A 12569-nucleotide genomic window follows, 5' to 3' on the forward strand; every position below is an offset into this window, starting at 1 on the left:
TTCAAGCATGATCGTTCCGGAAAACCGCTTCACACTTTTCCGGATCACGCTCGGCTCAATGCGAGTCGCGGTCGCGCTGCCTCAGCTCTTTCATGAGCTGCTCGAGATGGGTCGGGAGCTGGGGTTCGGGACGCAGGCTCTGCTGGAGCCGTTCGCCCACCGCATCGCAAATCGAACGGCTGGTCCGCCGGTCGATCTGCTCACTGTCATTGGCAAAAAGGCCAGCCATCGCGCAGGTTCCGTGTGCTCAAAGTTAGGACACGGTACCAAGTCATTGGCCCCCAAAATGGTTTCGCCGTTTTTGGGGGAATGCCGGCATTCTCGTCAAAATTGTATGAGTCCCGCCATATCCGCCCAAAATGCGAAGCCCCGGCGGGGGGATCGCCGGGGCTTCTCTTGGAAGGCAACCGGGGGGTCGGTAGCCTTTAAGTTAAGGTGCTGTCGGGCTCAGTAGCAGCGGTTGATCATCCGCCAGCGGGGTCCCCAGGGGGTCGGGACCAACCGGCGCACATAGCAGCCGCCATAACCGTAGGAGACGGGGGCATAGAAGCGCGGACCGCCCCAGCCATGGCCGCGGTGCCAGCCACCGCCGCCGCCGTGCCAGCCCGGGCCGCCACCGTGCCAGTGGGCGGAAGCCGAGGTCGGCGCCAGCGCGGCACCCAGCGCAACCGCAGCGACGGCGGCAAGCGAAAGTTTCCTCAACATGGTGATCTCCTCAATACTGCCGGCGCGGGGCTATCGCGTCCGATGGAAAGGCCGCCGAAACGGTCCGCCCAGTGATCGGGCTTCAGTTTCGATGGGGCCAACCCTACGCCGGCAAGGCTGAACCGAATCCTGACAGGGGCTTCAGATTGGGTTCATCTGGGTGAAATTGTCGTAATCCAGGTTGAAACCGCATCCTCCGGTCCTGCGGCGAAGCGCCTGTGACGTCATACCGGCGATCGCTTGCCGGATGGCAAAGGCGCCGATATAAGCCCGGCAACTCGACAACCACCGCTTTTCTTCCCAAGGACAAGATTATGGCCATCGAACGCACTTTCTCGATCATCAAGCCCGACGCGACCGCGCGTAACCTGACCGGCGCCGTCAACGCCGTGATCGAAAAGGCGGGCCTGCGCATCGTCGCGCAGAAGCGCATCCGCATGACCAAGGAACAGGCCGAGACCTTCTATGCCGTCCACAAGGCGCGGCCGTTCTTCGGCGAGCTGGTCGAGTTCATGACCTCGGGCCCGGTCGTCGTCCAGGTGCTGGAAGCCGAGAACGCCATCGCCAAGTACCGCGACGCGATGGGCGCGACCGATCCGTCGAAGGCCGCCGACGGCACCATCCGCAAGCTCTACGCCAAGTCGATCGGCGAGAATTCCGCGCACGGCTCGGATGCGCCGGAGACCGCCGCGATCGAGATCGCGCAGTTCTTCTCGGGCAACGAGATCGTCGGCTGATCCATCGGCTGATAAGTTAAATCGACGGGGCGAAAGGACGTATTGTGAGCTGGCTCTGGCAGATCTTCGATCCCGCAACGATCGGGGCGTTCTTCACCCAGTTTCGCAACGAGATGGCCGAACCGACTTTCTGGATTGCGGTCGGCAAGATCATCTGGATCAACATCCTTTTGTCCGGTGACAACGCGCTGGTGATCGCGCTCGCCTGCCGCGGCCTCTCGCCGCGACACCGCCTGTGGGGCATGATCTTCGGTGCCGGCGCCGCGGTGCTGCTGCGGATCATCTTCACCGGCATCGTCGCAACCCTGATGGAGTTGCCGTACCTCAAGCTGATCGGCGGACTCGCGCTGATCGTGATCGCGGCCAAGCTGCTGGTGCCGGAACACGAGGACGAGGACGACGTCGACGCTGCCTCGCATCTGTGGCAGGCCGTGCAGATCGTCGTGGTCGCCGACATCGTCATGAGTCTCGACAACGTCATTGCGGTCGCAGCCGCCGCCAATGGCAGCGTGCCGCTCCTGATCCTCGGCCTTGCCATCAGCGTGCCGCTGATCGTCGCCGGTGCGGCGCTGATCATGGCGCTGCTCGAGAAGCTGCCGGTGCTGGTCTGGGCGGGTGCTGCGCTGCTCGGCTGGATCGCGGGCGAGGTAATGGCGACCGATCCCGGCGTCGCGCCCAAGCTGCACACGCTGTTCGACGGTCCGTTCGGTGCCGCGCTCGACTCGATGCTCGGCGCCTTGCGCATCCCGCCGCAATTCGGCCATGGCGGGGCGGGCGGCGAATATTTCTGCGCAGCGCTCGGCGTCGTCGTCGTGCTGGTGGTCGGCACCATCTGGCGCCGCCGCAAGCTGACCGCCGCGGCGCTGGAATCGTCCGAGCGGCACGCCAGGGCGTCGGCGGAGTAGGCCCGCTCAGTCGATCGTGCCGAGTTCCGTCACGGGTATCGTCCAGTAGACCAGCTTGGTTCCGGCGAACGAAACCCGCAGACGGTCGAGCAAGCGGCCGGCATCTGTCCCTGCGAGCACCACCTGCACGACGGCCTGATCGGCGTGGCCTTTCACGCGTTCGGCGGCCGTATGCAAGCGGATCTCAGTGCCGTGACCGGCTCCGTGCGATGCCGTGAATCCCGAAACCAGGTCGGTCTGCTCAGTGAGATAGTCGAACACCTCCTCGCGGAGGAGATGCGGCACAATCAGCGTCAGACAGACCGGCTGCTCGATCATTTGGCCACTTTCGACGATCCGCCATAGCGGCGATACAGAATCGGCAGGAGAATCAGGGTGAGCAGGGTGGAGGACAGCAGTCCTCCGATCACGACGATTGCGAGCGGTCGCTGCACTTCGGAACCCGGGCCGGAGGCGAACAGCAGCGGGATCAAGCCAAGCGCAGTGATGCTCGCGGTCATCAGCACGGGGCGAAGCCTGCGCATGGCGCCTTCGACGACGATGCGATCCTCGGGAAGGCCGTGGGCACGGAGCTGATTGAAGTAGGAGACCAGCACGACGCCGTTGAGCACGGCGATGCCGAGCAGCGCGATGAACCCGACCGAAGCCGGCACCGACAGGTACTCGCCCGTCACGACCAGCGCGAAGACGCCCCCGATCAGGGCAAACGGGATGTTGACGAGCACCAGCAGGGCCTGGCGGATGGCACCGAATGTTGTGAAGAGCAGCACGAAGATCAGGCCGATCGCGACGGGGACTACGACGGATAGGCGCGCGGCAGCGCGTTGCTGGTTCTCGAACTGCCCGCCCCAGGTCAGCCGGTAACCGTTCGGCAGCGGGAGTTCGGTCGCCACCTTCTGGCGGGCCGCTTCGACGAAGCCGACCATGTCGCGACCGCGGACGTTGGCGCGCACCACGCTCATGCGAGCGCCGTCCTCGCGGTCGATCTTCACCGGACCGTCTACGCGTTGGATACGGGCGACCTGCGATAGCGCGACGTGCTGTCCGGAGGCGAGCGTGAGCGGCAGGCTGGCCAGCAGCGTTGGCGCTTCCCGCGTCGTCTCGCTGCCCCGGACGAGGATCGGCGTGCGGCGTCCGTCCTCGAGCGCGGTCCCGATGGTCCGGCCCTCGATCTGCGTCCGCAGCGAGTTGACGACGGAATCCACGGTCAGGCCGAAGCGTCCGGCTTCCATGCGGTTGACCGCAACCGTGTAGTATTGAGCGCCTTCATTCAGCGTGGTGTAGACGTCCTCGGCACCGTCGATGCTGGACAGGATCGCCGACAGCTTTGCCGCGGTTTCGTTCAGCCTGGCGATGTCGGGGCCGAAGATCTTGACGGCGACGTCACCGCGCACGCCGCTGATCATCTCCTGCACGCGCATGTCGATGGGCTGGGTGAAGCTGAGCGAGATGCCGGGAAAGCCGGTGAGGACCTCGCGAAGCTTCTGCAGCAGGGCTTCGCGATTGTCGGTCGCCCGCTCGGCGGCCGGCTTGAGCACCAGGAACGTGTCGGTCTGGTTGGGGCCCATGGGATCGAGGCCGAGCTCGTCCGACCCGGTTCGCGCGACGATGCCGGCAATATCAGGTACGGCCAGAAGCGCGGTCTGCAGCCTTGCATTCATCGCTAGCGACTCGTCGAGGTTGACGGACGGAAGCGTCTCGACGCTGACGATGACGTCGCCTTCATCCATGGTCGGCATGAAGGTCTTGCCGAGCTGGGTATAGGCGAAGCCCGCCGCGACGAGGCCGATCAGCGCCGCAGCCATCACCTTGCGCTCGTTGTTGAGGGCCCAGTCCAGTGCCGGCGCGTAGATCCGTTGGGCCGCACGCACCAGCAGGGGATCGCGATGTGACGCCGACTTGAGTACGAAGGAGGTTGCGACCGGGATCACGGTGAGCGACAGCAGCAGCGAGCCGGCCAACGCGAAGATGATGGCCAGCGCGACCGGGATGAACAGCTTGCCCTCCAACCCCTGCAGCGTCAGCAGCGGGACGAACACGATGATGATGATGAGCACACCCGAGGCGACCGGTTCCAGGACTTCGCAGACCGAACGGTAGATCAGGTGGATCAGCGGAGTGGCCTTGTCCGGGGCGTGCTTGCCGAGGTTGCCGACGATGTTCTCGACCACGACGACCAGCGCGTCGATCAGCATGCCGATCGCGATCGCAAGTCCGCCGAGGCTCATCAGATTGGCCGACATTCCCACCACGCGCATGACGATCAAGGCGATGACGATGGCCAGCGGCAGGCTGAGCGCGATCACCAGTGAGACCCGCCAGTTGCCGAGGAAAAGCAGCAGAAGGACGATGACGACGGCGGTGGCCTCGCCGAGGGCACGCACCACGGTGCCGACGGCGCGGTTGACCAGGCGGCTGCGGTCATAGAACACGTTGATCGACACGCTCTTCGGCAGCGAGGGTTGCAGCTCCGCGAGCCGAGCACGCACGTCACGGATCAGCTGACCCGCGTTGGCGCCGCGTAAGCCGAGGACCAGTCCCTCGACGGTTTCGCCGCGGCCGTCCGCCGTGACGGCGCCATAGCGGGTCAGCGTCCCGACTTTGACGCTCGCGACGTCGTTGACCAGGATCGGCACGCCCTCGCGGGTGTCGACGACGATGGCCTTGATGTCCTCGATCGACCGGATGCTGCCTTCGATTCGAACCAGAGCGCTGTCCTCGCCCTGGTTCACCCGTCCGGCGCCGTCGTTGCGGCTGTTGGCTTCGATGGCCCGGCGAAACAAATCGTAGGAAATGCCGCGCGCGGCCAGCGCATCGTTGCGCGGCACGATCTCGAAGGCGCGGACATAGCCGCCGAGCGCATTGACGTCCGCAACGCCGGGGACGGTCCGCAAGGCCGGGCGGATCACCCAGTCGAGCAGGGTGCGGCGTTCCGCGAGCGACAGCTCGGGACTGTCGATCGTGAACATGAACATCTCGCCGAGCGGGCTCGTGATCGGCGCCAGACCGCCGCTCACCCCGTCCGGGAAATCGCGCGAGATGTTCGACAAGCGCTCCGAGACCTGGTTGCGCGCCCAGTAGATGTCGGTGCCGTCCTCGAAATCGACGGTGATGTCTGCCAGCGCGTATTTCGTGGTCGAACGAAGCACCTTCTTGTTCGGCAATCCGAGCAGTTCGAGCTCGACGGGAACGGTGATGCGCTGCTCGACCTCTTCGGGAGTGAGGCCCGCCGCCTTCATGATGACCTTGACCTGAACCGGCGAAACGTCAGGAAAGGCATCGATCGGCAAGCCGGGCAGGAGGACAGCGCCGGCGCCGATCACCAGCAGCACGCCGAGCATGACGAACAGCCGCTGCGACAGTGCGAACGCGACCAGGCGCCGGAGCATTTACTGCCCCAGTCCGGAGAGGATGCCGCGAAGCGCCGAGATGCCGCCGATCGCGATCTCATCCCGGGCCGAGACGGCGCCCGCTACGACCACATGGTCCTGATCTTCCGCAAGCAGCTTGACCGGCACCAGCCGGAAGCCGCCGTCAAAGGCGACGAAGACCGACGTTTGCTCGCCCCGCCGGACTAGCCCGCTGTAAGGGATCTCCCAGGCGCTTTCGCCGGTCGAGAGAAATCCGATGCGGGCCGCGGTGGTCTGGCCGGGATGCAGCTCGCCGTCGTTGGGGACTTCCGCGCGAACCAGAATAGTCTGGGTGGCAGGATCGATGGTCTCTGAGACCAACACGACCTTGCCCGGGGTGGAATAGCCCTCGATCTCGACTTTCGCGCCGGTACGGATCGCTCGAATATTGGCGGCAGGGACCGCGATTTCCGCCCATAGCGGCGAGAGCCGCGCCAACTTGACGAGCGGTGCGGATTGTTCGAGCCGCTGCCCTGGTGACACCGCGAGTTCGACCACGGACGCGGCTTGCGGTGCATTGACCGTGAGCGTCCCGCTGATCGCCGCTTGCTGGGCCAGCCGGGAGATTGCATCGTCGGACATCCCGCTCAGATGCAGCATCTGACGCCGTTCGGCGACGACGAGGGCGGCCTGGCGCGCTTCGGCCTGGCTGGCCTCCAGCACGCGTTGCGGAACGGCCTTGCCCTCGAACAGATCCGCATTCCGATTGAGTTGCTGGTTGGCGAGATGCTCCTGCGCGATCGCGTGCAGATAGTCGCGTTGCTGGGAGACGAAGCTCGGACTTTCCAGAGTGACCAGCGGCTGGCCGGCCGTGGCGCGGTCACCGCGCCCGACCAGGAGAGTGGCGACCATGCCGGCTACCGGCGCGCTGACGACCCACAATTGTTGCGTCGGGATGACGACCTGGACGGGATAGGGCAGCGTCAGATCGGTCCGGCTCGCGACCGGATGGGTCACGCGCACCCCGAGATTGCGCGCCTGCGCATCGCTCAGCTTCACCTCGTCCTGTGCCATCGACACGGAAGGTAACAAGCTCAATGCAATGGCGATGAGCGTACGAGCGAGCGTGCCGCCAGAGAAGGTGAGAAGGAGAGGTCCGTGGCGGACTCGCATGAGGAATGTCCCGCATTCGCCGGCGAGCGAAGCGCTGCTCGATTGCAGGTTTCGCTTAACCCACCAGCGCGTTGGGGCGTTGATCTGTCTCAAGCGGGCCCACCACTTTGGAAGGCTGCTCGCCGTCCCGGGAGGGCTTCGGTTGATCTTGCTCAATTCCGTCCCAGCCCGGGAAGCTAGGCTGGCTTTGCATCCTTCGGAGAGGCGGCCGTGAGACCAACAAGATTCGCGTCGATCCTGGCAACCGGCTTTGTCGCGCTGGTTGGGCTTGTGCAGCCGGCACTCTCCCATAGCGGAACGGCGCAGGACCCCTGGAGTTCTGCGCACATCGAAATGCTGCCGCCTGAAATCCGAGCGGACGTGCGGAAATGGGATGCCGCGTGCGGCGCGCCAATCGCCGCTGCCCAACGCTTTGCTCTTTATCTGACCGTGCCGGGCGCTCAATTCCTGGCTCTCCATTTTGACGACTTTCGTTGCCGCAACAGGGCAGTTTATTGCGGGTCCGCAGGGTGCCTGCACGAGGTGTATGTCTCGAAAAGCGGGCGTTACAGACGTGTGCTTTCCGTGCACGCTCATGACGTTCGGCTGTCTTCTTCCCACGATCAGGCCGTCGTTGAAGTCGTGGACGGGAGGGGCACGAGCCGCACGCTGTGGTGGAACGGAAGCCGATTTGTCGGCAGATGAGCGTTTGAGAAGCCTTCGTGCCGGGGCATCCCCGGGCTCGCTCATGACGGACGCTTCCTCCCGGTGATCATCGCCTTCACCAGGCTCTCGCGGTGCTCGAAGCTCGCCACGAGGACGCCAAGCACATGGACGACGACGAGGCCGATCGTGAGGTTGGCGAACGCCTCATGGACCTCTTCCACCCATTTTGCTCCCCAGAAGCTGCCAATCGTCATCATGTAACCGGAGGTGCAGGTGCCGATCAGCATGACGATCAGCGCCACGACCATCGTGCCGCCGGCAGGATTGTGGCCGAGATAGCGTGGCGCCCTCAGCAGCGCCACGTCGCGCATGTAGGCGAGCACCGCGCGCGGCGAGCGCACGAAGTCGCTGAAGCGCGCATGGCGCGGCCCCACGAAGCCCCATAAGATCCGTAGCGCGAGCAACCCCGCAATCGTGTAGCCGGCGGCGATATGGACATTCTCGATCTCGTCACCGGTCGCATACGCGAGCAGAAACAGCCCGGCCAGCGACCAATGGAACACGCGCACAAAGGGGTCCCAGACCTTGACGGTGGCCGGCGGCTTCTCGCTGCCGGCCACCGTCGCATCGTGAATCGAGCTCATGGCGCGGCCTCTTACAGCTGACCGACGATCTGGCCGCTGGTCGGATCGACGAACAATTCGACCCGGCTGCCGGACTTGTCGATGGTGTAGAGTTCGCCGCAGGCGTTCTTGAGCTTGGCCTTCTGGACTTTGTAGCCCTGGGCTTCGACCTTGGCCTGCAGTTGTTCGAGCGGCAGCCAGCTTGTCTGCGGCGCCGCAGTGCAGGGACGCCCGAGGCTGCCGGCATGAGCGGTCGCGGTGGCTGCGAGCAAGGCGGCGGTCGCGATGAAGATGGTGATGTTGCGCATGGTTCTCTCCGGCTTGTGGCGCCCGGCCGCGTCATGCGGCGAGGCGATGGACGGACACTGGCAGAAGAGCGCTGACGGCCACCTGTTGATCCACGTCAGCGTTCTGTCAGGTCGATTAGGGCATTCTTTGCGAATGCAGCCCGCCAGCCTCCTGGGATTCCTCGCGGTGCCATTGCTGGCAGGGGTCCTGCTCGCGCCGGTGCCTGCCGCAGCAGGCGGCCACGATAAAGGCGCGCCCGACGCGGTTCGCCGTGCAGTCGAGGCGGGTGAGATCAAGCCGCTCGCCGACATTCTCGCATCCATTCGCGGCAAGCTGCCGGGTGAGGTTGCCGGCGTGGAGATAGAGCGCGAGCGTGGCCGCTGGATCTACGAGTTTCGCGTCGTCGACGACAAGGGCCGCCTCTACGAGGTGTACGTCGATGCGCGCAGCGGCGAGATCGAACGCGTCAAGGAGAAGTGATGCGCCTGCTGCTCGTGGAGGACGACCGACGGATCGCGGCCGATGTGGAGAGGGCGTTACAAGCGGCCGGCTATGTGGTCGAGACCGTCCGCAACGGCGAGGAAGCCTGGTTCCGCGGTGATACCGAGGACTACGGCGCCGTCATCCTCGATCTCGGCTTGCCCGACATGGACGGCCTGGCGGTGCTCAAGCGCTGGCGCGCGAACGGACGCTCCATGCCGGTGCTGATCCTGACGGCGCGCGGCAGCTGGGCCGAGCGCGTCGATGGTATCGACGCGGGCGCCGACGATTACCTGCCTAAGCCCTTCCGCATGGAGGAACTGCTGGCGCGGCTGCGCTCGATCGTGCGCCGCTCGGCAGGCCATGCCTCCTCACGGATCGTCGCCGGCGACGTCGAACTCGACGAGCGTCAGATGAAGGTGACGCTGCGCGGCGTACCCGTCGCGTTGTCGCCGTTGGAATATCGCCTGATCGCCTTTCTCTTGCACCACCGCGGCCGTGTGGTGTCGCAGCACGAGCTCGACGAAAACGTCTATGGCCACGGCGAGGACCACGAGTCGAACGCGCTCGAGGTGCTGGTCGGCCGGGTGCGCAAGAAGCTCGGCGCCGATCTGATCGAGACCAGGCGCGGCTTCGGCTATCTGATACCGGAGACGACGCCGTGAGCTGGGGCTCGTTGCGGCTGCGACTGGTGGCCGGCGGCGTTGTGGCCATCCTGGTTGCGCTGACCATTGCCGGCGCCGGGCTGACGCTGCTGTTCGAACGCCACGTCACGCGCACGATCGGCAGCGACCTCGACATCTATTTGAAGCAGCTCGTCGCGGGTATCGACGTCGATGCCCAGGGCAAGCTGGTGGTGGGCCGGCCGCCGGCCGATCCGCGTTTTGCCGACCCGCTTTCGGGCCTGTACTGGCAGGTATCGGACGACGGCGGTCAGGTGCTGCGTTCACGTTCGCTGTGGGACACGGCGTTGGACCTGCCGCAGGACGAGCCGTCGCCTCGCGAATTGCACCGTCACGTCATCCCCGGGCCGGCGAACGCGCGGCTCCTGGTCAGTGAACGCCGCGTGCTGCTGACCGTGGGCGACCGCCGCGTCCCGGTGCGCGTCGCGGTGGCGGCCGATCTTGCCCGCGTGTCGGTCGCCGCCTCGCAATTCGCCAGGGATCTGGCACTGGCGCTCGGCCTGCTGGGGCTGGTGCTGGCGGCGGCCACCTCGATCCAGGTCGGACTGGGCCTACGTCCGCTCGATGCACTTCGCCGCGGCGTCGCCGACGTCCGCTCAGGCCAACGCAAGCATCTCCCCGTCGACGTCCCTGCCGAGGTGAAGCCGCTGGTGGAAGAGGTGAACAATCTGATCGACGCCCAGGAAGGCGAGATCGAACGTTCGCGCAGCCGCGCCGCCGACTTGGCGCATGGGCTGAAGACGCCGCTCGCCGCGCTCGCGGCCGACGTCGCGCTTTTGCGTCAGCGAGGTGAGCAGGACGTTGCCAAGGCCATCGAAGCTGTCGCCGACGCGATGAGCCGTCATGTCGACCGCGAACTGGCACGCGCCCGGGCGCGAGGCACGGCACGACAGCGTGGCGGTATCTCCACGCGCCTCAGACCGCTTGTCGAGTCCCTGATACTGACGCTGGCGCGCACGCCTGCCGCGCAGAAGCTTGAATTCAAGGCCTGCATAACGGGCGAACCGAGCGTGCCGCTCGATCGCACCGATCTGGCCGAAGTGCTGGGCAATCTCCTGGAAAACGCCGCCCGTCACGCCAAGAGCCAGGTGCGCATTGGCGCGGATGCCATTGCGGGCCCGGCGATCACGGTCGAGGACGACGGGCCGGGCATCGCGGCCGCCGAACGTTCGCGCGTGCTCGAACGCGGTGCGAGACTGGATGAGCGCGGCGAGGGCGCCGGCCTCGGCCTCGCAATCGTTCAGGACGTGCTCAGTGCCTATGGATGGCTGCTTGTCCTCACCGATTCCGAGCTCGGCGGACTGAAAGCCGTCATCGCGCCAGAGGGCAGCCGCGATCAAACGGCCGCTGCTGGTTGAAGACCCTAAAGCGCGATGCGATTAGGATGAAACGTCATCGCTCTTCAGGTTGTTGTTTGAGCATGATCTTTTCGGAAAACCGCTGCGCACTTTTCCGGATCATGCTTTAGCGCCGCACGATCGAGCCGGCGCGGCTGACCAGGCGGGCGAGTGCGCGGAAGCGGCTGCCGACGCGGTCGGCGACGAGGTCGCCGAGGCGGTGCTCGAACACCAGCATCAGCTTGCGGCCCTGGCTGCGGAAATGCGTGGCCGGCAGCACGCCCGGGCGCGCCGCCGAGATCAGATGCGCGACGCGGAACGCCGCGCCCAAGAGGCGCGCGCGTTCGAGCTGCGCCGGCGTCAGCAGCTCCTGCATGGTGACCGGCGGCTGGTTTTCCTCGCTCAGGCCCGCATAGCGATAGAACACCGACAGGCCGACGAAGGCACGCTCGGTGTGGGTGATCGCGCCGAAATTGCCGTTGACGACCAGGCTCAGCGTCTGCTCGCCGCGGTGATCTGGATGCACGCGCCAGCCGATATCGGACAGCAGGCACGCGGTGTGGCGCAAGCGGCGGTCCTCCTCGGTCTCGCGCAGCTTCACCACGCGCGCGAGGCGGTCGGTCCAGGCGATCAGCTCGTGGGCGTGCTTGGCCGAGCGCGACAGCAGCTGGTTCAGCTCTTCCGCGGCGCAGATCAGGCCGTCCTTGTTGCGTTCCGGCTCCGACAGCTTCTCGTGCAGCAGGCCCTCGCGCACGCCGAAGGTCGAGAACACGATCGTCTTCGGCTTCGCCACCCGGATGATGTGCTCGAGCACCAGCGCCGCATAGGTGAGAAGGGGGCGGCGGGCATCGGCGACGCTCTCGATGTCGGCGAGCATGTCCGCGGCCGCCAGGCGACGGAGACGACGCGAGAAGTCGAGCGCTTCAGCCGCCGACAGCGAGTAACCGTGCATCACCTGGAGCGGATAGCCGCTCTGGATGATGTGAATGCGCGCCAGCGCGCGCCAGGTGCCGCCGACGGCGTAGAAGGTGCGGCCGCTGCCGGCGGTGAGCTGCGGCACCTCGTCGAGCTCCTCGCGCACGATGCGATCGGCGCGCTTGAGCGATTTATGCGCGAGGTCCTGCAGCGCGAGGCCCCCCAGCGGCAGCGTCACGCCGCTGCGCACGCTGTTCCTGCGCACGTCGATCAATTCGAGCGAGCCGCCGCCGAGGTCGCCGACGATGCCGTCGGGATGGTGGATGCCGGAGATCACGCCGAGCGCCGACAGCCGCGCCTCGCGCGGGCCCGAGAGGATCTCGATCTTCACGGCGCAGATGCGCTCGGCCTTCGCGATGAAGTCGGGGCCGTTGGAGGCGTCGCGGCAGGCCGCGGTCGCGATCGCGAACACGCGCCCGACCTGCATCACACGGCACAATGCGCGAAAGCGCCTCAGCGAGGTCAGCGCCTTGTCGACGGCGTCGGGCGCGAGCAGACCGGTGCTCTGCACCTCGCGGCCGAGGCCGCACAGCGTCTTCTCGTTGAAGATCGGAATGAGGCTCCGCGTCAGCCCCTCGTAGACGACGAGGCGGACCGAGTTGGAACCGATATCGATGACCGCGACGCTCGAGCCGCGCTTGCGCGGCCGCTTCACGTCGAACATCCCT

The 12569-nt window shown here is 65.9% G+C and carries 13 protein-coding genes; 5 read left to right on the plus strand and 8 right to left on the minus strand.

Going from position 1 to position 12569, the window contains the following annotated elements; all coding sequences use genetic code 11:
• Nucleotides 1-55: 55 nt before the first annotated feature.
• Both XI04_RS11960 and XI04_RS11965 read right to left on the minus strand, forming a co-directional pair.
• Nucleotides 56-229: a hypothetical protein gene (locus XI04_RS11960; protein WP_162832233.1), complete on the minus strand. Its 174-nt coding sequence runs from the start codon at nt 227-229 to the stop codon at nt 56-58.
• Between the two features lie 218 nt (nt 230-447).
• Nucleotides 448-705, minus strand: coding sequence for a hypothetical protein (locus tag XI04_RS11965; protein ID WP_018317542.1), 258 nt, complete (start codon nt 703-705; stop codon nt 448-450).
• A gap of 314 nt (nt 706-1019) precedes the next feature.
• On the opposite strand from XI04_RS11965, the gene ndk reads away from it, so the two are divergent.
• Nucleotides 1020-1442, plus strand: coding sequence for a nucleoside-diphosphate kinase (gene ndk, locus XI04_RS11970; protein WP_018317541.1), 423 nt, complete (start codon nt 1020-1022; stop codon nt 1440-1442).
• A gap of 44 nt (nt 1443-1486) precedes the next feature.
• Complete coding sequence (locus XI04_RS11975; RefSeq protein ID WP_028144998.1) at nt 1487-2347, plus strand: TerC family protein; 861 nt, start codon at nt 1487-1489, stop codon at nt 2345-2347.
• Between the two features lie 6 nt (nt 2348-2353).
• On the opposite strand, the gene XI04_RS11980 is transcribed toward XI04_RS11975, so the two are convergent.
• The 5 genes from XI04_RS11980 to XI04_RS12000 all read right to left on the minus strand — a co-directional run bounded on the left by XI04_RS11980 (nt 2354) and on the right by XI04_RS12000 (nt 8446).
• Nucleotides 2354-2665: a DUF3240 family protein gene (locus XI04_RS11980; RefSeq protein ID WP_028144997.1), complete on the minus strand. Its 312-nt coding sequence runs from the start codon at nt 2663-2665 to the stop codon at nt 2354-2356.
• The gene (locus XI04_RS11985) at nt 2662-5736 is read right to left on the minus strand and encodes an efflux RND transporter permease subunit (protein ID WP_271608755.1); all 3075 of its coding nucleotides are present in this window, start codon (nt 5734-5736) and stop codon (nt 2662-2664) included. Before XI04_RS11985 ends, XI04_RS11980 begins: the two co-directional genes overlap by 4 nt.
• A complete protein-coding gene (locus tag XI04_RS11990) occupies nt 5737-6870 on the minus strand; it encodes an efflux RND transporter periplasmic adaptor subunit (RefSeq protein WP_049806442.1) in 1134 nt (377 codons plus the stop codon).
• A gap of 725 nt (nt 6871-7595) precedes the next feature.
• A complete protein-coding gene (locus XI04_RS11995; RefSeq protein WP_038946535.1) occupies nt 7596-8159 on the minus strand; it encodes a cytochrome b/b6 domain-containing protein in 564 nt (187 codons plus the stop codon).
• Nucleotides 8160-8170: 11 nt separating this feature from the next.
• Complete coding sequence (locus tag XI04_RS12000; RefSeq protein ID WP_028144993.1) at nt 8171-8446, minus strand: PepSY domain-containing protein; 276 nt, start codon at nt 8444-8446, stop codon at nt 8171-8173.
• 133 nt (nt 8447-8579) lie between these two features.
• On the opposite strand from XI04_RS12000, the gene XI04_RS12005 reads away from it, so the two are divergent.
• The 3 genes from XI04_RS12005 to XI04_RS12015 are packed head-to-tail and all read left to right on the plus strand — an operon-like array spanning nt 8580 to nt 10947.
• Nucleotides 8580-8906 carry a PepSY domain-containing protein gene (locus XI04_RS12005; protein ID WP_038946536.1) on the plus strand — a complete coding sequence of 109 codons (327 nt, stop codon included), beginning with the start codon at nt 8580-8582 and terminating at the stop codon, nt 8904-8906.
• Entirely contained in the window at nt 8906-9571 is a 666-nt protein-coding gene (locus XI04_RS12010; protein WP_028144991.1) for a response regulator transcription factor, read from the plus strand. Before XI04_RS12005 ends, XI04_RS12010 begins: the two co-directional genes overlap by 1 nt.
• On the plus strand, nt 9568-10947 hold the full coding sequence (locus tag XI04_RS12015; protein ID WP_095424292.1) for a sensor histidine kinase: 1380 nt from the start codon (nt 9568-9570) through the stop codon (nt 10945-10947). The genes XI04_RS12010 and XI04_RS12015 overlap by 4 nt, the downstream gene beginning before the upstream one ends.
• A 106-nt stretch (nt 10948-11053) precedes the next feature.
• Here the strand turns inward: XI04_RS12015 and ppx are convergent, their stop codons facing one another.
• Nucleotides 11054-12556 (minus strand): exopolyphosphatase, encoded by a 1503-nt coding sequence (gene ppx / locus XI04_RS12020; RefSeq protein WP_028144989.1) that lies wholly within the window; start codon nt 12554-12556, stop codon nt 11054-11056.
• Nucleotides 12557-12569 lie beyond the last annotated feature (13 nt).

It is taken from the genome of Bradyrhizobium sp. CCBAU 11430 (assembly GCF_028128855.1).
Lineage (GTDB): Bacteria > Pseudomonadota > Alphaproteobacteria > Rhizobiales > Xanthobacteraceae > Bradyrhizobium > Bradyrhizobium ottawaense.